This is a genomic window from Xylophilus sp. PBN-3R, assembly GCF_057747805.1.
Genome location: NZ_CM173225.1, coordinates 1,698,476 through 1,717,173, shown reverse-complemented (window position 1 = coordinate 1,717,173; position 18,698 = coordinate 1,698,476). Strand labels below are relative to the sequence as shown.

Genomic DNA, 18,698 nt, shown 5'->3' with positions numbered 1-18,698 from the left:
CTTAATGCAGCCGGTTGACCGGTGCGTTACTGAGCAGACTTGATAGATCTTTCGGCCGCAACGGCTTGCTATACAAATAACCCTGCAATTCATCCACTCCAAGATCTATCAGCGTTTGCGCCTGCTCTCGAGTTTCTACGCCCTCCGCCACAATGTTTTTTCCCAACGCTTTTCCGAGCGCAACAATTGCAGATGCAATTGCATAGGCCGAGTCATCCAAACCCAGCCGGCTTACAAAACTTTTGTCAATTTTTAACGTGTCAAACGGCAGCACGCTTAAATAGCTCATAGCAGAATATCCAACACCAAAATCGTCCAGGGCGATTGAGAAACCAATCTCTCGAAGCCGATTTAGTTTCCTGGTCGCCTTGTCAATATCCTTGATCAACGCCCCCTCGGTGACTTCCAGTTCGATGCTTGAAACTGCGGCACCACTTCTTTCGACGATTTTTTGCACTGTATGTAAAAAATCATCCGCCATTAACTGGATTGGCGAAATATTGACAGACACCTTTCTTATTGCTACAGAACTATCCAATTGCCACTCATTCATCTGGTTTGCCGCCTCGCTCAAAACCCAATATCCGATTTCCAGGATTTGCCCCGACTCTTCCGCGAGGGAAATAAATTTGTCTGGCGGAATATTCCCATGCGTGGGATGCTGCCAACGAATCAAAGCTTCTGCCGACTCGTGCGCGAGATCTTTGCAGCTCACACGCGGCTGATAAACGACATAAAATTGACGTCGGATCAGTGCACTGCTTAAATCCCGGCGAAGCTCAATTCGCTCCGCTGCCGCACTATTTAATGAACTTTCAAAAAATATGGTCTGATTACGGCCGTTCGATTTTGCTGCATACATGGCCAGGTCGGCACATTTCAATAAGTCGCTTTGGTTGCCGGCATCTGCAGGAAAACGTGCCACTCCCATACTTGCACCAACTTGAATCTGTAACTCGTCAATATCAAATATCAGCTGCAAATCATGCAGCACAGCGTCGATACGCTTCGCGTATGAATTTCCTTCATCTATGGGTAGCAAAAATACGAACTCGTCACCACCCATGCGTGCCAATGCAAGCTCCGAACGTTCCAGTGAGGCAGAAATCCTATCCGCGACTTTTTTCAACAATCGATCGCCTACATCGTGACCATACGCGTCATTCACCTCTTTGAATCCATCGAGGTCCAGATATACCACTGCAAAATGAGGTGCAGCATAAGGCCGGGCCACTAAACCGTTCAGTTTATCGACAAGCCCCAAACGATTCAGAAGGTGAGTCAAACTATCGTGCGCAGCCCTGGAAACCAGAATCTGCTCGTGCTGCTCGGAACTGACAGCAATGGCAATTTTCGATTTCACCGCTTCCAGATCTTGCCCCAGCTCTGGAAGTAAATCTAAATTTTTCACGCCGACCAAAATGACTGCCGTCGTATCGACAATCGCAATGGGTGTACCGGCTGATCCGATGGCGCGATAACCACCTTCGATAAGAATGTCGGTCGACCGCTGAACAGCTCCACCGCCCGCCAATGAATAAATTTCGGCAGTATTCCGGCCTTCGCGGAACACATATATACTCCATTCCTTGCATGCGGCGTGCCTCATGAAATGTGAAAGACCCAACGAGATTGTGATGCCGATCGGGCTGCGCGCTAAAATCGCCGTATCCATGTCGGAGAGCAATTTCATGAATGCAATGTCATCGCCAATGGTTGATGCCATTGAATTAAACGAGTGAGCCACATCTATAAATTCATCCCTTAATCCGGCCAAGGGAATCTGATGTGAAAATTCGCCGCGCCTCACCGCGTCCGTTGCAGTAATCAATGCATCCAGGGGCTTGGTCGCCCTTCTTATAAACAAGGCGCTTACGCTTAGGGCAAGCAGCAAGGACAACGCAGCAGCATACGCAAAGATTGCACCCAGTTTGACCGGTAGATAATCAGCCACATTTGGAGCGGCAATTGCCTGAAGCTGCCAGGGCTCGCCTTCCATGTATGGCCGGAAATAAAGTGGCCGACTACTTATAACTGTGGCGACATCCGGCAGCTGGGGTCCATGGCAGTGAGCAGCACGCCATTCTTTGCCTTCAACGCATAAGGTGTAGAACGCACTCTCCAAATTTTCCCATAAGAAATCTTGATTTAATACGCCAATCGCAACTTTACCGGTAGTATGGTCGGAGATGATTATCTCGACATCCTGAAGACCTGACGACCCGCTTGGAATCACACGAATGATCGAGGTGCCAGGTTTGACACGCTCCGATTCGGATTGAAATTTTATTTCAGAGAATATTATCTGTGCACGCCTGGTCGCATCCGCATTTGTACTGCCTACGCCATTTTCTGAAGTGACGACCCTCAGGATGGCTTCGCCGCCGCGCAGACGGTCGAGCAAATTAAGACCCACAGCTTTGGTGGAATCTTTTAGAAGCTGATCGGTTGATTTTGTTAGCACATATTCGCTGATCTCCCGCGAAAGCAACGAAATCCCGACCAATGGCAGGGCTACGATGAACAAAAAGGTAAGGAAAATCTTTTTGCCAATGCGGCTCTTGACAAATAACCGACCAGCGTCAGACATTATTAATAATCTTTAGCGACACCGATATAAGCGCCATTATTGGCACGGATAATATCATCCTGACTTATTTTCGCGGTCAAAGGGGTGGTCGTCTTGCCGTCAGGTCCAGCGCTGTACAAGTCATAATCACTGTTGAGGGGATGCAAGGACCGGTCCTTTCTCTTTTGTCCAACGGATGCCCCATCCATATTCAAATAATAGTATTGATTCCCCCATTTATCAGGCTTCGTCCAACCAATTTCTTCCAATGTGTCGGGCAGCTTCCCGTATTCCATTTCATATGCTTTTATAAGAATGTCAATTGCGCTCATATCAAGAATGACTTGCGCCATTTCTGCACGCGCCACGTAGGAACGATAACTGGGAACCGCTATTGCACTCAACACTCCTAGAACGCCCAGCACCAGCATCAACTCGATAATGGTAAACCCTAGCATCCGCCGTCTTTCGGCGAAGAACAACCTATAAGCTTTTTGTGAAATATTCAGGACTGACATTCTTGGTTAAACCGAATACACGCAATGCAAACAATTCTCAGTCATATAACCGCAGGCCTGATCTCGACCCGCTGAGGAATATCCAAGCATACAAAATTGCAAAGCAAATGCGATATATGTAACGCAAAGAAAAGCACACGCCATGAAAAAATGTCTTGAATGTGCACTTCTCAGCGTTCAACTCACTGCCGAGAAGACATCAGAGCATGTCCCCGGCCAGGCGTCACCGGTAAGGCGGACATCAGCCGATTGCCCTTGATCCTTGCCAGCCATGTCGACAACAGCCGTGCGGCAACCGTTGAATACGGACCAAGGGCAGTCGTGGACGTTACGACGTGGGCGGGGGCGCTCGTAGCGATGCGTCGGGCGGCAGTGGCGTTCTGGGGCCGGCAGACCGTCAGAACAGAGCGCAGGTGGGCAAAGCTGAGGCCGCTGCTGCATCTGGCGATGGCAGGTCATTCAGTTCGTTTTTTGGCAGGTGGCATTCGCGCCGCGCTCGGGCCGACGCACGGCGGCGGCGTTATCCAGATTCTGGATGTCGGTCACCAGATGGGCGTATCCCAATACAGACGGGCTTCTTCTCGGTTCGGGGCCCTTCTGCTCATTTCTATGTCGAGGCAGAAAAAAGCCCCTGCTGACAGGGGCTTGGGTGTTTCAGCTCAGCGAAAATTTCCGGTTAATTCCCATTCCAGAATTATTCCCACTCGATGGTCGCCGGCGGCTTGCTGCTCACGTCGTAGGTCACCCGGTTGATGCCACGCACCTCGTTGATGATGCGGCCCGAAACCTTCTTCAACAACGCGTAGGGCAGTTCGGCCCAGTCGGCAGTCATGAAGTCGCTGGTCTGCACCGCACGCAGGGCCACCACATAGTCGTAGGTGCGGCCGTCGCCCATCACCCCAACGCTCTTCACCGGCAAAAAGACGGTGAAGGCCTGGCTGGTTAGCTCGTACCAGGTCTTGCCGGTTTCGGCGTCGACGAAGTTGCGCAGCTCCTCGATGAAGATGGCGTCGGCCCGACGCAGCAGGTCGGCATATTCCTTCTTCACTTCGCCCAGGATCCGCACGCCCAGGCCCGGCCCGGGGAACGGGTGGCGGTACACCATCTCGGTCGGCAAGCCCAGGGCAACGCCCAGTTCACGGACTTCGTCCTTGAACAGTTCGCGCAGGGGTTCGAGCAGCTTCAGGCCGAGTTGTTCCGGCAGGCCGCCGACGTTGTGGTGGCTCTTGATGGTGACGGCCTTCTTGCTCTTGGCGCCGCCGGATTCGATGACGTCCGGATAGATGGTGCCCTGCGCCAGGAAGGTCGCGCCCTTGATGGCGCCGTCGCCGCCGGCTTTCAGCCGCGCAGCTTCCGCCTTGAAGACCTCGACGAATTCGCGGCCGATGATCTTGCGTTTGGCTTCGGGGTCTGCCACGCTGGCGAGCTTGCCCATGAACTGGTCGGCGGCATCGACCCGCACGACCTTGGCGTGCAGCTTGCCTTCGAACATGTCCATGACCATGTCGCCCTCGTTCAGGCGCAGCAGGCCGTGGTCGACGAAGACGCAGATCAGCTGGTCGCCGATGGCGCGATGGATGAGTGCTGCGGCCACCGACGAATCGACGCCGCCGGACAGGCCCAGGATGACTTCCTCGTCTCCCACCTGCTCGCGGATGCGGGCTACGGCCTCTTCGATGTAGTCGCCCATCACCCAGTCGGGGCGGGTGGCGCAGATGTCCAGCACGAAGCGGTTCAGCAGTGCCTGGCCCTGCCGCGTGTGGGTCACTTCGGGATGGAACTGCACCGCGTAGAAACCGCGCGCCTCGTCGGCCATGCCCGCGATGGGGCAGCTGGGGGTGCTGGCCATCAACTTGAAGCCGGGCGGCAGTTCGGTGACCTTGTCGCCGTGGCTCATCCAGACGTCGAGCAGGCCGTGCCCTTCCGCATTCGTGCTGTCCTCGATGCCTTCGAGCAGTTTGGTGTGGCCGTGTGCGCGGATCTGGGCGAAGCCGAATTCACGCGTATGGCCGCCTTCGACCTTGCCGCCGAGCTGGTGCGCCATGGTCTGCATGCCGTAGCAGATGCCCAGCACCGGGATGCCCAGGTCGAACACGCACTGGGGCGCCTTGTCGGTGTAGTCCTCGTAGACGCTTGCATGGCTGCCGGAGAGGATCACGCCCTTCAGGTGGCCGTCGGCAGCGTATTCGCGCACCCAGTCTTCGGTCACGTCGCAGGGATGGACTTCGCAGTACACATGGGCTTCACGCACGCGGCGGGCGATGAGCTGGGTGACCTGGGAGCCGAAGTCGAGGATGAGGATCTTCTGGTGCATGGCGGGCTGCCTCGTGGTGGGCGGTACGTCAGAAAAAAGAATGCCGCCGCGAACGGTTCGCGGCGGCTGTGGTCACTGTGCGATGACGTTCAGCCAGCGCGGTAGTTGGGAGCTTCTTTCGTGATCTGCACGTCGTGGACGTGGCTTTCACGGATGCCGGCGGAAGTGATTTCCACGAACTCGGCCTTGTCCTGCATCTCTTCGATGGTGGCGCAGCCGCAATAGCCCATGGATGCGCGCACGCCGCCGGCCAGCTGGAACAGGATCGACACGATGGAACCCTTGTAGGGAACACGGCCTTCGATGCCCTCCGGAACGAGCTTGTCGGTATTGGGGTTGCCGGTGGTGGATTCCTGGAAGTAGCGGTCGGCGCTGCCTTGCTGCATGGCGCCGATGGAACCCATGCCGCGGTAGCTCTTGTAGCTGCGACCCTGGAAGAGCACGATTTCGCCCGGTGCCTCTTCGGTGCCGGCGAACATGCTGCCCATCATCACGGTGCCCGCACCGGCCGCGATGGCCTTGGCGATGTCACCGGAATAACGCACACCGCCGTCGGAGATCAGCGGCACGCCGGTGCCCCGCAGGGCGGTAGCGACGCTGTCGACCGCCATGATCTGCGGCACACCCACGCCGGCGACGATGCGGGTGGTGCAGATGGAGCCAGGTCCGATGCCGACCTTGACCGCATCGGCACCGGCTTCGACCAGCGCCAGAGCCGCGGCACCGGTAGCGATGTTGCCGCCGATGACGTCGATCTGAGGATAGTTCTGCTTGACCCAGCGGACACGGTCGATCACGCCCTTGCTGTGGCCGTGGGCGGTGTCGACCACGATGGCGTCGACACCGGCCTTGACCAGTGCTTCGACGCGTTCCTCGGTGCCATCGCCCACGCCGACCGCGGCACCCACCCGCAGACGACCGGAGGCGTCGCGTGCGGCGTTGGGGAAATTGGTCTGCTTGGTAATGTCCTTGACGGTGATCAGGCCGCTGAGCTGCCAGGCATCGTCGACCACCAGCAGGCGTTCGAGCTTGTGTTTGTGCAGCAGCGCGCGGGCGTCCGCCGGCGAGGTGCCTTCGCCGACGGTGATGAGCTTTTCGCGCGGCGTCATGATGTCTCGCACCGGGATGTCGAGGCGGGTCTCGAAACGCAGATCGCGGCCGGTGACGATGCCGACCACCCGGCCGCCGTCGATGACCGGGAATCCCGAGATGCCGAGTTCTTCGGACATCTGCTTGACCTGCAGCACCGTATGCGAGGGGGTGATGACAACCGGTTCGCGCAGCACGCCGGATTCGTATCGCTTCACCTTGGCGACTTGCGCCGCCTGCTCGGCCGGCGTCAGGTTCTTGTGAACGATGCCGATGCCGCCTTCCTGCGCGATGGCGATGGCCAGGCGCGCTTCGGTCACGGTGTCCATCGCCGCTGAGACCAGCGGGATGTTCAACATGATGTTGCGGGAGAACCGTGTGGCGAGGGTGGTGTCCTTGGGCAGGACCTGGGAGTACGCGGGAACCAACAACACATCGTCGAAGGTGAGCGCTTTGCCGAGGAGGCGCATGTCTCAAAGCTCCAAAAAAACGATTGTACCCGCCCGACGGTTACCGTTTGTCGCGCCGGTGTTTCGCCGGGCTACACTGGCGCGATGAAAACCGACCGCCCAGCCCGCGTACTCATTGCTGGAGCTGCCCTGCTGCTGCTGGCCGGCGCCGCGTCGCCAGCCCTGGCTCAGTACATCTGGACGGACAAGAACGGTCGCAAGGTCTTCAGCGACCGTCCGCCGCCGATGGACGTGCCGGAACGCAGCATCCTGCGGCAGCCCGGCATGCCACGTTCACCCGGCCTTCCCACCAGGCCCGATGCACCTGTGGTCCCGGCAGTGCCCGGCAGCGCCGCGCTGACGCCACCGAAGCTGCCCGGCAAGGACGGCGAACTGGAAGAAAAACGCAAGCAGGCAGAAGCTGCCGAGACCTCGAAGAAGACCGCGGACGAAGCCCGGCAGGCGGCGGCCCGCGCCGACAACTGCCAACGCGCGCGCCAGGCCCAGGCTTCGCTCGATTCGGGCGTGCGCATCGCTCAAATCAACGCGCAGGGTGAACGCAGTTTCATGGACGAACAGACACGCCAGACCGAATCGCAGCGCACCCGCGCGATCATCTCCAGCGACTGCAGCTAGTTTTCAGGCGGCTTTCGGGCGAACAGGCCGGTACCGCGTTTGCCCTGCTGGCGAAACCGCTCGCGGCGGGCGGTCTTGGGATCGACCCGCAAGCTGCGATAGACCTCGACACGATCTCCGTCCGCCAGCAGTGTCTTCGCCGGCTGCGTGCGGCCCCAGATGCCGGCGTCGCTATCGGGCGCGCAGGCAGCGGCCCGCAAGGCATCCGCCAGGCAGCAGCCAGCCGGCAGCGACAGACTCCGTTCTTCGACCTGCCGGTGGCCGCGGTCGATGGCGACGACCAGGTTCAGCTCAGCCGCCATAGACCTCTTCGGCGCGCTTGACGAAGGCATCGACCATGCTGCCGGCGATACGGTCGAACACCGGGCCGACGAGCGTGGCCAGCGCGATATTGGAAAACCCGTAGCGAAGTTCGAATTCGATGCGGCAGGCGCGCTGGTCGCCCTCGCCCACCGGCTGGAATTTCCACTGGCCCTCCAGTTGCGAAAACGGTCCGTCGATGAGCTGCATATGCACCTCCCGGCCGGGAACGTGGGTGTTTCGGGTAGTGAAGGACTGGCGTATGCCGCTGAAGGAAATGCCGACCTGGGCGGTCATGCCGGTGCCATCCTGTGAGAGAACCGAGGCGCGATCGCACCATGGCAGAAACTGCGGATAGCTGGCCACATCGGTGACCAGGTTGAACATCTCTTCGGGGCTGTACCAGATCAGTACGGACTTGGTGACGGTTTTCATAGAATCGCTGGCTCAGTGTCTTGCCGGCCGATTGTAGAAACTTCAAGAATTTGGCGACGCGCCCCCATATACGAATCCATGGCCACCAAGAAATCCACCACCACCGACGGTCGCATCGCCGAGAACAAGAAGGCGATCTTCAACTACTTCATCGAAGAACGTTTCGAGGCAGGCATGGTGCTGCAAGGCTGGGAAGTGAAGGCCCTGCGCGAAGGCAAGGTCCAGCTGACCGATGGTTATGTGGTCATCCGCAACGGCGAAATGTTCGTCATCGGCTGCCAGATCAATCCGCTCAACTCGGCTTCCACCCATGTCTCGCCCGACGCGGTGCGCACCAAGAAACTGCTGCTGCACAAGGAACAGATCCGGCGCCTCATCGGCAAGGTCGAACAGAAGGGCTACACACTGGTGCCGCTCAACCTGCATTGGAAGGCCGGCAAGGTGAAATGCGAGATTGCGCTGGGCAAGGGCAAGGCCGAACACGACAAACGCGACACCATCAAGGACCGCGAAGGCAAACGCGAGGTCGAGCGGGCAATGAAAGTGCACAGCCGCTAAACGGTTGCGCCGGTCGCCTACAAACACGGCGTTTTTACGATGAGACATTGGCCGGGATACAAAAATCCCAAGGAGAAGCCATGTCCATCCGCCTCACCCGCATCACCCTTTCGATCATCGCCGCCTGCGCCCTGGCGGCTTGCGGCGACAAGTCGCTTTTGCCGGAATCCGCCGGTGTCGGCCCCAGCCCCACCATTCCGGCACCGCAAAAATCCCTCATCCCCACCTTGAACATCGCGCCGGCCAAGGGCTGGCGCGACGGTGCCATGCCGCAGGCAGCGGCCGGCACGATGGTGATCAAGTACGCGGACAATCTCCAGCATCCGCGCTGGCTGTATGTGCTGCCCAACGGCGACGTGCTGGTCGCCGAGAGCGATGCGCCACCCAAGGGCGAAAAAGAGAAATCGGGCGGTCCCAAGGCCTGGGTGCAGGGCCTGGTGATGAAACGCGCAGGCTCCAAGGTGCCCAGCGCCGACCGGATCACCCTGCTGCGTGACGCCAACGGCGACGGCGTGGCGGAAACCAGGACCACCTTCCTGGCGAACCTCACCTCGCCCTACGGCATGGTTTTGGTGGGGAACGAGCTGTTCGTGGCCAACGCAGACGCGCTGGTCAAGTTTCCCTACCAGGAGGGCGTGACCTCCATCAGCGCGCCGGCGACGAAAGTGGTCGATCTGCCTTCCGAAATCAATCACCACTGGACCAAGAACGTCATCGCCAGCGCCGACGGCTCGAAGCTGTATGTGTCGGTGGGTTCGAACAGCAACGTCGGCGAAAACGGCCTGGACAAGGAGGAAGGCCGGGCCGCCATCTGGGAAGTGGACCGCGCCAGCGGCAGCCATCGCATCTTCGCCAGCGGCCTGCGCAACCCGAACGGCATGGGATGGGAGCCCACCACCGGCGCGCTCTGGACCGTGGTGAACGAACGCGATGAGCTGGGCAGCGACCTGGTGCCCGATTACCTGACATCGGTAAAGGACGGCGCCTTCTACGGCTGGCCTTTCAGCTATTGGGGCCAGCATGTGGACGAACGCGCCCAGCCGGCCAACCCGGCCATGGTCGCCAAGGCGATCGCCCCGGACTACGGCCTGGGCAACCATGTGGCGCCTCTCGGCATGACGTTCGCCAACGGCAACAAGCTGCCGGCACCGTTCGCCAACGGCGTGTTCATCGGCGAGCACGGTTCCTGGAACCGCAAGCCCCGCAGCGGCTACAAGGTGGTGTTCGTGCCGTTCGCCAACGGCAAGCCGTCGGGCAGCCCGGTCGATGTGCTCACCGGCTTCGTCGACAAGGACGGTGACGCCAGCGGCCGTCCGGTCGGTGTGGTGATCGACACGAAAGGCGGCCTGCTGGTAGCCGACGATGTGGGCAACACCGTCTGGCGTGTGGTCGGCACGGCGCGCTGAAGCAACCTCACCTGCGTTCCGCGCAGACGAAAAAAAGCCCCGCGTGCGGGGCTTTTCCGTGCCGGCAGCGCAGGACTTACTTGTTGCGCTTGCGTTCGCTTTCGGTCAGGAAACGCTTGCGCAGGCGGATCGACTTGGGCGTGATTTCGACCAGTTCGTCGTCCTCGATGAACTCGACGCCGTATTCCAGCGTGCAGTCGATCGGGGGCGTGATCTTGATCGCGTCTTCCTTGCCGCTGACACGGAAGTTGGTCAGCTGTTTGGTACGGGTAGCGTTGACCACCAGATCGTTGTCGCGGCTGTGGATGCCGACGATCATGCCTTCGTATACAGGATCGTTCGCCTTCACGAACATGCGGCCGCGGTCGTCCAGCTTGCCCAGGGCATAGGTGAAGATTTCACCGTCGTCCATGGAGATCAGCACGCCGTTCTTGCGGCCGCCGATGTCACCCTTGTGGGGTTCGTAGCTGTCGAAGATGTTGCTGATGAGGCCGGAACCACGGGTCAGGTTCAGGAATTCATTGGTGAAACCGATCAGACCACGGGCCGGGATGCGGTATTCGAGGCGAACGCGGCCGCGGCCGTCGGACTCCATGTTGACCAGTTCGCCCTTGCGTTCGCCCAGGGCCTGCATCACGCCGCCCTGATGGGTTTCTTCCAGGTCGGCTGTCACCAGTTCGATGGGTTCGTGGCGAACGCCGTCGATGTCGCGGAACACCACACGCGGCTTCGACACAGCCATCTCGTAGCCTTCGCGGCGCATGTTTTCCAGCAGGATGGTCAGGTGGAGTTCACCGCGGCCCATCACTTCGAAAATGCCTTCTTCGTCGGTTTCGCTGACGCGCAGCGCGACGTTGTGCTGCAGTTCCTTCTGCAGGCGATCCCAGATCTGGCGGCTGGTGACGTACTTGCCTTCGCGACCGGCCAACGGGCTGGTGTTGACGCAGAAGTTCATGGTCAGGGTGGGTTCGTCCACCTTGAGCATCGGCAGAGGTGCCGGGTTGGCCGGGTCGGTCACGGTGACGCCGATGCCGATGTCGGCGATGCCGTTGATCAGCACGATTTCACCAGGGCCGGCTTCGGTGGACTGCACGCGCTCCAGGCCCTGGAATGTCAGCACCTGGTTGATGCGGCCCTTGACGGCCTTGCCGTCCGGACCTTCCATGACGACCACGTCCTGCATGGGCTTCAGCGTGCCCTGGCTGATGCGGCCCACGCCGATACGGCCGACGAAGGTCGAGAAGTCCAGCGCCGAGATCTGCAGTTGCAGCGGTGCGGCCGGGTCACCCTTTTGCGAAGGCACGTGCTTCAGGATGGTGTTGAACAGGGCCGACATGTCAGGGCCCCACTGTTCGCCGGGCTTGCCTTCTTCGAGCGAAGACCAGCCGTTGATGCCGGAGGCGTACACGACCGGGAAATCCAGTTGTTCGTCGGTTGCACCGAGCTTGTCGAAAAGATCGAAAGCCTGGTTCACGACCTTGTCGGGGTTGGCGCCCGGCTTGTCGACCTTGTTGACCACCAGGATCGGCTTCAGGCCCAGGGCCAGTGCCTTCTTGGTCACGAAACGGGTCTGGGGCATGGGGCCCTCTTGCGCGTCGATCAGCAGCACGACGCCGTCGACCATCGACAGGGCGCGCTCGACTTCGCCGCCGAAGTCCGCGTGGCCCGGGGTGTCGACGATGTTGATGTGGGTGCCTTCCCAGGTCACGGCGCAGTTCTTGGCCAGGATCGTGATGCCACGTTCCTTTTCAATCGCGTTGTTGTCCATGACGGTATCGACGACCTTTTCATGGTCGGCGAAGGTGCCCGACTGACGCAGCAGTTGGTCGACCATGGTCGTTTTGCCATGGTCGACGTGGGCGATGATGGCGATGTTGCGGATTTGCTTGCTCATAAGGTTTCCTCGATGCCCGCGGCCAAGACGACGGCTCCGGGCGTTCTCTCTTTCTGCAAAATTTGCTGGATCTCGATAGGGCTCAGCAGGCGGCTGGGGATCAGTTCGCCGCCGCGGATCTGGGCGGCACCCAGCAGCGCGGGCGGCTCCGTGCCGAAGACGGCGACGCGGTCTGCATCCGGCCAGGCACCACGACGGCGCATGCCCGACAGAAAACGAACCGCATCTTCCGTGCCCAATGTGACGCGCTCATGGTCGGCCAGCAGCGACTCGGTCGGCAGCAGGCTGTCCAGGCGTTGCTCGGGATCCAGCGCTTCGAGTTCGGCCAGGCTGATCGCCTGCGAAACATCGAAATGCCCGGTTCCGGTGCGCCGCAGCATCACCAGATGTCCTCCGCAGCCCAGCGCCTGTCCCACGTCTTCACCGAGCGTGCGGATGTAGGTGCCCTTGCTGCAGGTGACTTCCATACGGATGGCCGGCAAGCCATCCGTGGTGGTCGTGAACGACAGGTCCAGCGCGTGGATGGTGACCTGCCGTGCCTCGCGTTCGACTTCGATGCCGGCGCGAGCGTATTCATATAGAGCCTTGCCGTCGCGCTTCAAGGCGCTGTGCATGGGCGGCACCTGGGCGATGGGCCCGGTGAATTGCCGAGCCACCTCGGCCAGCCGCTCGGTGCTGACGTGGGGCACCGGACGCTCCTCGATGACCTCGCCTTCCGCATCGGCGGTGCTGGTGCGAATGCCGAGCTTCAGTGTCGCTTCGTAGCGCTTTGCAGCGTCGAGCTGCAGCTGGCTGAACTTGGTGGCCGCGCCGAAACACAAGGGCAACACGCCGCTCGCCAACGGGTCGAGGGTGCCGGTATGACCGGCCTTCTCGGCACGCAACAACCACTTCGCCTTCTGCAAGGCGTCGTTGCTGGAGAACCCCAGCGGCTTGTCTAGCAAAAGCACCCCGTGCACAGGGCGCCGTTGCACCCTGGTGCGCGGCGCGTTCATGCTCAGTCGTCCTTGGCACGCGAAGCGACAGCCTGCGCGATGAGAGCGTTCATGTCGGACGCATGCTCAGGCGTGCGGTCGAACTGGAAGTGCAAGGTGGGCACGGTGTGGATGTGCAGGCGTTTGAACAGGCCGGCACGAAGGAAACCGGCTGCCTGGCTCAAGCCCTCCAGCGCAGCTTCCTTGTCGCCCGTCAGCACGCTGAAGAACACCTTGGCGTGCGCGTAGTCCGGCGTGACCTCGACCGCCTGGATCGTGACCATGCCGACACGCGGATCCTTCAACTCGCGGGCGATGAGTTCCGACAGATCGCGCTGGATCTGGTCGGCAACCCGGAAGCCGCGGTTGGGGACTGACGATTTCTTCTTGGGCATCTCGTGGATCGCAGGGCCGCCTTACAGCGTCCGGGCGATTTCCTTGATTTCGAAGAATTCCAACTGATCCAGCTCACGGATGTCGTTGTAGTTGCGCAGCTTGATACCGCACTCGAAGCCTTCCTTGACCTCGCGCACGTCGTCCTTCAGACGCTTCACCGATTCGACTTCGCCGGTGTAGATGACCACGTTTTCGCGCAAGAGGCGGAAACGGCAGTTGCGGGTGACCTGGCCGGAGGTGATGTACGAACCGGCCACGGTGCCGATCTTCGACGCCACGAACACGGTGCGGATCTCGGCGGTACCGATGATCTCCTCGCGTTGCTCCGGAGCCAGCATGCCCGACATGGCTGCCTTCAGCTCGTCCACTGCGTCATAGATGATGTCGTAGTAGTGCAGCTGGATGCCGTTGCCTTCGGCCGTCTTGCGCGCACCGGAATCGGCACGCACGTTGAAGCCGATGACCACGGCCTTGGAAGCGATGGCCAGGTTGATGTCGGACTCGCTGATGCCACCGACGCCTGCGTACACGATCTGCACGCGGACTTCCTCGGTCGACAGCTTGAGCAGCGACTGGGCCAGCGCTTCCTGGGAACCCTGCACGTCGGCCTTGATGATGACCGGAAGGGTCTTCACTTCGCCGCCGGACATGTCGGCGAACATGTTCTCCAGCTTCGCAGCCTGCATCTTCGCCAGCTTGGTGTTGCGGAACTTGCCGGCACGGTAGGTGGCGATTTCACGGGCACGGCGTTCGTCGCCCAGCACCATGAATTCGTCACCGGCTTGCGGCACTTCCGTCAGGCCCTGGATTTCGACCGGGATCGACGGGCCGGCGGACTTTGTGGTCTTGCCGTTTTCGTCGACCATGGCACGCACGCGGCCGTAGGTCTGGCCGGCCAGCACGATGTCGCCGGTCTTCAGGGTACCGGACTGCACCAGCACGGTGGCTACAGGGCCACGGCCCTTGTCCAGCTGCGCTTCGATGACCAGACCCTTGGCGGCGGCATCGACCGGCGCGCGGAGTTCGAGCACTTCGGCCTGCAGCAGCACCTGCTCGAGCAGGTCGTCGATGCCCTGGCCGGTCTTGGCCGAGACACTGACGAACGGAGAATCACCGCCGTACTCCTCGGGCACGACCTGTTCGACCACCAGTTCCTGTTTCACGCGGTCGGCGTTGGCATCGGGTTTGTCGATCTTGTTGACCGCGACCACGATCGGCACACCGGCAGCTTTCGCATGCTTGATGGCTTCCTTGGTCTGGGGCATGACGCCGTCGTCCGCTGCCACCACCAGGATGACGATGTCGGTCGCCTGAGCACCACGGGCACGCATCGCAGTGAATGCCTCGTGGCCGGGGGTGTCGAGGAACGACACCATGCCGCGGGGAGTCTGCACGTGGTACGCACCGATGTGCTGGGTGATGCCGCCGGCTTCACCGGATGCGACCTTGGCACGGCGGATGTAATCGAGCAGCGAGGTCTTGCCGTGGTCGACGTGACCCATGACGGTGACAACAGGAGCGCGCGGCAGGGATTCACCCGTGTGTGCGCCGACGTCTTCTTCGCTGAAGGCTTCCGGATCGTCCAGCGCCGCCACCACAGCCTTGTGGCCGAACTCTTCCACGACGATCATCGCGGTGTCCTGGTCCAGCGGCTGGTTCATGGTGACCATCTGGCCGAGCTTCATCAGTTGCTTGATGACTTCGGCAGCCTTGACCGACATCTTGTGGGCCAGTTCGGCCACGGTGATGGTCTCGGGCACATGCACTTCGAGCGTACGTTGCTCGACAGGCTGCTGCTGAGCGAAGTCGTCGCGCTGATCGCCACGGTTGTCGCCACGGCGGCCACGAGGCCCACCGCGCCAGTTGCTGTTGCGACCGACGCCACCCGAGGTGTCGCCACGGGTCTTGATTTCCTTCTTCTTGGCAGGATCGCCGGCCCAGCTGGACGACAGCTTGGCAGACTTGACTTCCTTGCCGGCGCCAGGGCCGGTGCCAGGAGCGGCAGGCGCACCCGGACGTGCACCGGTGCCGGTACCGACGGCCGGCTTGTGCAGCGTTCCCTTGACACCAGGCTTCGCATCGGCGGGCTTGACCGCGGGTTTCGGGGCCTCGACCGGCTTGGCGGCGACCAGCACCTTCTTGGGGGTGGCCATCATCGAACGGATGGCGGCCGCCTCGGCCTCGGCCTTGCGGCGCCGGGCGTCCAGATCGCTGGCGCGGGCGGTTTCCTCGGCGGAACGGGCGCGCGACTCGGCTTCGGCCGCTTCGCGGGCCTCGGCCTGGGCCTTGGCGCGAGCGGCGTTCATTTCAGCCTGCTCGCGGGCCAGTTCGGCCTTTTCCATGCCGGCCTGAGCCTTCTTGGCCTGTTCCTGGGCGGCATAGGCGGCGGCGCGCTCTTCGGCTTCACGCTCACGCTGCTCGCGTTCTTCACGGGTGCGGCGCTTGTCGGCGAGTTCCTCTTCCTGCACGCGGATCTCGTCTGCCTGGCCGCGGGCTTCTTCCTCGCGGCGCTGCAGTTCGATTTCGGCTGCCGAATAAGTCGGCTCCGGCGGGACGGCCTCGTGTACGACTTCGACCTCGACGTCTCCGTCGACGGCGGCTTCGGTGCCGTCGTCGCGCTTGATGAAGGTGCGCTTCTTGCGCACTTCCACCTGGATGGTGCGGGCTCGCCCGGTGGCATCGGCCTGCTTGATCTCGCTGGTGGATTTCTTCACCAGGGTGATCTTCTTGCGGTCGGCGGCGACGGTGCCGTGGCTGGCTTGCAGATAGCCCAGGAGCTTCTGCTTGTCGCCTTCGGTCAGGACGTCGGACGAAGCCCCCTTGCTCACGCCGGCGGACCGGAGCTGATCGAGCAGGGTTTCAGTGGACTTCTTGAGTTCGGTTGCGAACTCGGCTACGGTTGTGCTGGACATATTCTTTGCGGTCCTCCCACGACCCTTACTCTTGGCCCACGAACCAATGTTCGCGAGCTTTGAGGATCAGGCCCTTGGCCTCGTCGGCGGACTGGCCGGTAATTTCAGTGAGTTCGTCTACGCCGAGGTCGGCAAGATCGTCGCGGGTGTTCACGTTGGCTTCCGCCAGCTTGGTGATCAGTTCGGGCGTCAGGCCTTCGAGGTCGCGCAGGTCTTGCGAAACACCGCCGGCATTTTCCTCGCGGGCGATTTCCATCGTCAGCAGGGCGTCCTTGGCACGGGAACGGAGTTCGTTGACCGTGTCTTCGTCGAAGCTTTCGATCTCCAGCATTTCCTGGATGGGCACGTAGGCCACTTCTTCCAGACTGGTGAAACCTTCCTGGATCAGGATGTCTGCGATCTCTTCGTCGACGTCTAGCTTTTCCATGAACAGCGCGCGACCCGCCTGGGTCTCGTCAGCCTGCTTCTGGGCAGATTCGGCCGCATCCATGATGTTGATCTTCCAGCCTGTCAGGTCGGACGCCAGGCGCACGTTCTGACCGCCGCGGCCGATGGCGATGGCGAGGTTTTCCTCGTCGACCACCACGTCCATGGCGTGCTTTTCTTCATCGACCACGATGGAGGACACATTGGCCGGAGCCAGTGCGCCGATGACGAATTGTGCCGGGTCTTCGCTCCACAGCACGATATCGACACGTTCGCCGGCCAGTTCGTTGGTGACCGCGTTGACACGGGTGCCACGCACACCGACGCAGGTGCCGATCGGGTCGACACGCTTGTCGTGCGACAGCACCGCGATCTTGGCGCGGCTGCCCGGGTCGCGGGCGCAGGACTTGATTTCCAGCAGGCCTTGTTCGATCTCGGGCACTTCGTTGCGGAACAGCTCCATCATGAACTCGGGAGCCGAGCGCGACAGGATGATGGGAGCGCCGCGCAGGGTCAGGTCGACTTCCATGATCATGGCCCGCACGCGGTCGCCGTTGCGCAGGTTTTCCTTGGGGATCATCTCGCCGCGGCGCAGGCGTCCTTCGACACGGCCGGATTCGACAATGATGTCGCCCTTGTCCATGCGCTTGACGGTTCCTGTGAAGATGCGTTCGCCGCGCGACATGAAGTCGTTGAGCAGCATTTCGCGCTCAGCGTCGCGGATCTTCTGCAGGATGACCTGCTTGGCCGCCATCGCGCCGATACGGCCGATGGGCACGGATTCGACGGCTTCCTCGATGTGTTCGTCCACCTCGATGTCGGCGATCTGCTCCTTGGCTTCGAACAGGAGGATTTCCTGTTCGGGCAACTGCAGGCCGGCCTCATCCGGGACCACGTGCCAGCGGCGGAAAGTCTCGTACACGCCAGTGTCGCGGTCGATCGCCACGCGGATGTCCACTTCGCCGCTGTAGAGCTTTTTGGTTGCCTGCGCCAGCGCAGATTCGACTGCGCCGAAGACGACGTCACGCTCGACGTTCTTTTCGCGCGAAATCGCTTCTACCAGCATCAACAATTCGCGATTCATGCCACAACACTCCTGTCCTGTACTTTTTCATCCGGCACCGGCCGCCCTTCGCCAGGGTGGCCGCGCCGGCGCTCATTCTTCTGCGCCGGGATCGGTCGCGTCGGCCGCTGCGTCGGTGTCACCACGCGACTTGCGTCCCTTGAAATCCACAATGGGGGCGAGTCGCGCCTCGCGCAACTCGGCCAGCGTGAAGGCCATCGCATGCAGCGGGGCGGCATCGATGCGCTTCTGACTGATGCGGGCACCCGGCTTTGCCTCGGGGACTTCGCTCCAGACGATCTGCCAGACGGCCTCACCGCCCTCGGGCGCACGCTCCAGGCGACCGCGAAATTTCTTGCGATTGGCCGACACCTGGCCGGCGGCGGCAGCACCGATGGGCTGGCGCAGCGTGAGATCGATGATCTCGCCTTCGAATCGCTCGTAATCCTGCTGGTGGCGCAGAGGGCGATCGATACCCGGCGAGGAAACCTCGAGCCGGTTGTAGTCGACGCCATCGACTTCCAGCGCAAATTGCAGCTGGCGGGTTACTTTTTCGCAATCTTCCACCGTGACGAACTGCTCCGGAAGGCCTGCGGCGACCTGTTCGGGCGTCGGATGACCCTGCCATGGCAGATCGATCGTGATGCGCAGCAATCCACCCGCGGAGCGTTCAATCTCCACGAGGTCATAACCAAGACCGATGACGGTCGTCTCGACAATCTGCTGTAGTGCCACGTTGCTGTAAAAGTCACCCAAAAA

The 18,698-nt window shown here is 61.0% G+C and carries 15 protein-coding genes; 3 read left to right on the top strand and 12 right to left on the bottom strand.

Annotated elements, in window-relative coordinates; translation table 11 throughout:
- Position 1: 1 nt before the first annotated feature.
- The 4 genes from AC3ANW_RS08000 to guaB form a co-directional block, all read right to left on the bottom strand.
- A complete protein-coding gene (locus AC3ANW_RS08000) occupies positions 2 to 2,590 on the bottom strand; it encodes a putative bifunctional diguanylate cyclase/phosphodiesterase (RefSeq protein WP_488344653.1) in 2,589 nt (862 codons plus the stop codon).
- 2 nt (positions 2,591 to 2,592) lie between these two features.
- Positions 2,593 to 3,087, bottom strand: a complete 495-nt coding sequence (locus AC3ANW_RS07995) for a type IV pilin protein (protein ID WP_488344652.1) — start codon at positions 3,085 to 3,087, stop codon at positions 2,593 to 2,595.
- A 694-nt stretch (positions 3,088 to 3,781) separates the two neighbouring features.
- Complete coding sequence (gene guaA / locus AC3ANW_RS07990; protein WP_488344651.1) at positions 3,782 to 5,401, bottom strand: glutamine-hydrolyzing GMP synthase; 1,620 nt, start codon at positions 5,399 to 5,401, stop codon at positions 3,782 to 3,784.
- Positions 5,402 to 5,490: 89 nt separating this feature from the next.
- Positions 5,491 to 6,960 carry an IMP dehydrogenase gene (gene guaB, locus AC3ANW_RS07985; protein ID WP_488344650.1) on the bottom strand — a complete coding sequence of 490 codons (1,470 nt, stop codon included), beginning with the start codon at positions 6,958 to 6,960 and terminating at the stop codon, positions 5,491 to 5,493.
- An 84-nt stretch (positions 6,961 to 7,044) separates the two neighbouring features.
- Between guaB and AC3ANW_RS07980 the strand changes: the two genes are divergently transcribed.
- The gene (locus AC3ANW_RS07980; protein ID WP_488344649.1) at positions 7,045 to 7,575 is read left to right on the top strand and encodes a DUF4124 domain-containing protein; all 531 of its coding nucleotides are present in this window, start codon (positions 7,045 to 7,047) and stop codon (positions 7,573 to 7,575) included.
- Here AC3ANW_RS07980 and AC3ANW_RS07975 read toward each other — a convergent pair.
- A complete protein-coding gene (locus tag AC3ANW_RS07975; protein WP_488344648.1) occupies positions 7,572 to 7,877 on the bottom strand; it encodes an RnfH family protein in 306 nt (101 codons plus the stop codon). The two genes, AC3ANW_RS07980 and AC3ANW_RS07975, sit on opposite strands and share 4 nt — an antisense overlap.
- The gene (locus AC3ANW_RS07970; RefSeq protein WP_488344647.1) at positions 7,867 to 8,310 is read right to left on the bottom strand and encodes a type II toxin-antitoxin system RatA family toxin; all 444 of its coding nucleotides are present in this window, start codon (positions 8,308 to 8,310) and stop codon (positions 7,867 to 7,869) included. Before AC3ANW_RS07970 ends, AC3ANW_RS07975 begins: the two co-directional genes overlap by 11 nt.
- A gap of 78 nt (positions 8,311 to 8,388) precedes the next feature.
- On the opposite strand from AC3ANW_RS07970, the gene smpB reads away from it, so the two are divergent.
- Positions 8,389 to 8,868 carry an SsrA-binding protein SmpB gene (smpB, locus tag AC3ANW_RS07965; protein WP_488344646.1) on the top strand — a complete coding sequence of 160 codons (480 nt, stop codon included), beginning with the start codon at positions 8,389 to 8,391 and terminating at the stop codon, positions 8,866 to 8,868.
- Between the two features lie 80 nt (positions 8,869 to 8,948).
- The gene (locus tag AC3ANW_RS07960) at positions 8,949 to 10,274 is read left to right on the top strand and encodes a PQQ-dependent sugar dehydrogenase (protein WP_488344645.1); all 1,326 of its coding nucleotides are present in this window, start codon (positions 8,949 to 8,951) and stop codon (positions 10,272 to 10,274) included.
- Positions 10,275 to 10,350: 76 nt separating this feature from the next.
- Here the strand turns inward: AC3ANW_RS07960 and typA are convergent, their stop codons facing one another.
- The 6 genes from typA to rimP form a co-directional block, all read right to left on the bottom strand.
- The gene (typA, locus tag AC3ANW_RS07955) at positions 10,351 to 12,168 is read right to left on the bottom strand and encodes a translational GTPase TypA (protein ID WP_488344644.1); all 1,818 of its coding nucleotides are present in this window, start codon (positions 12,166 to 12,168) and stop codon (positions 10,351 to 10,353) included.
- Positions 12,165 to 13,163 carry a tRNA pseudouridine(55) synthase TruB gene (truB, locus tag AC3ANW_RS07950; RefSeq protein WP_488344643.1) on the bottom strand — a complete coding sequence of 333 codons (999 nt, stop codon included), beginning with the start codon at positions 13,161 to 13,163 and terminating at the stop codon, positions 12,165 to 12,167. Before truB ends, typA begins: the two co-directional genes overlap by 4 nt.
- A 2-nt stretch (positions 13,164 to 13,165) precedes the next feature.
- Complete coding sequence (gene rbfA, locus AC3ANW_RS07945; RefSeq protein WP_488344642.1) at positions 13,166 to 13,537, bottom strand: 30S ribosome-binding factor RbfA; 372 nt, start codon at positions 13,535 to 13,537, stop codon at positions 13,166 to 13,168.
- Between the two features lie 21 nt (positions 13,538 to 13,558).
- Positions 13,559 to 16,450, bottom strand: coding sequence for a translation initiation factor IF-2 (gene infB / locus AC3ANW_RS07940; RefSeq protein ID WP_488344641.1), 2,892 nt, complete (start codon positions 16,448 to 16,450; stop codon positions 13,559 to 13,561).
- A gap of 25 nt (positions 16,451 to 16,475) precedes the next feature.
- Positions 16,476 to 17,960: a transcription termination factor NusA gene (gene nusA / locus AC3ANW_RS07935; protein ID WP_488344640.1), complete on the bottom strand. Its 1,485-nt coding sequence runs from the start codon at positions 17,958 to 17,960 to the stop codon at positions 16,476 to 16,478.
- A 72-nt stretch (positions 17,961 to 18,032) separates the two neighbouring features.
- On the bottom strand, positions 18,033 to 18,674 hold the full coding sequence (gene rimP / locus AC3ANW_RS07930) for a ribosome maturation factor RimP (RefSeq protein ID WP_488345381.1): 642 nt from the start codon (positions 18,672 to 18,674) through the stop codon (positions 18,033 to 18,035).
- Positions 18,675 to 18,698 lie beyond the last annotated feature (24 nt).

Coding starts and splice junctions, on each gene's coding strand:
- AC3ANW_RS07995 (WP_488344652.1), bottom strand. CDS start 3,087: ATGTCAGTCCTGAATATTTCACAAAAAGCTTATAGGTTGTTCTTCGCC.
- infB (WP_488344641.1), bottom strand. CDS start 16,450: ATGTCCAGCACAACCGTAGCCGAGTTCGCAACCGAACTCAAGAAGTCC.
- truB (WP_488344643.1), bottom strand. CDS start 13,163: ATGAACGCGCCGCGCACCAGGGTGCAACGGCGCCCTGTGCACGGGGTG.
- AC3ANW_RS07980 (WP_488344649.1), top strand. CDS start 7,045: ATGAAAACCGACCGCCCAGCCCGCGTACTCATTGCTGGAGCTGCCCTG.
- guaB (WP_488344650.1), bottom strand. CDS start 6,960: ATGCGCCTCCTCGGCAAAGCGCTCACCTTCGACGATGTGTTGTTGGTT.
- typA (WP_488344644.1), bottom strand. CDS start 12,168: ATGAGCAAGCAAATCCGCAACATCGCCATCATCGCCCACGTCGACCAT.
- rbfA (WP_488344642.1), bottom strand. CDS start 13,537: ATGCCCAAGAAGAAATCGTCAGTCCCCAACCGCGGCTTCCGGGTTGCC.
- nusA (WP_488344640.1), bottom strand. CDS start 17,960: ATGAATCGCGAATTGTTGATGCTGGTAGAAGCGATTTCGCGCGAAAAG.
- AC3ANW_RS08000 (WP_488344653.1), bottom strand. CDS start 2,590: ATGTCTGACGCTGGTCGGTTATTTGTCAAGAGCCGCATTGGCAAAAAG.
- AC3ANW_RS07970 (WP_488344647.1), bottom strand. CDS start 8,310: ATGAAAACCGTCACCAAGTCCGTACTGATCTGGTACAGCCCCGAAGAG.
- guaA (WP_488344651.1), bottom strand. CDS start 5,401: ATGCACCAGAAGATCCTCATCCTCGACTTCGGCTCCCAGGTCACCCAG.
- smpB (WP_488344646.1), top strand. CDS start 8,389: ATGGCCACCAAGAAATCCACCACCACCGACGGTCGCATCGCCGAGAAC.
- AC3ANW_RS07960 (WP_488344645.1), top strand. CDS start 8,949: ATGTCCATCCGCCTCACCCGCATCACCCTTTCGATCATCGCCGCCTGC.
- AC3ANW_RS07975 (WP_488344648.1), bottom strand. CDS start 7,877: ATGGCGGCTGAGCTGAACCTGGTCGTCGCCATCGACCGCGGCCACCGG.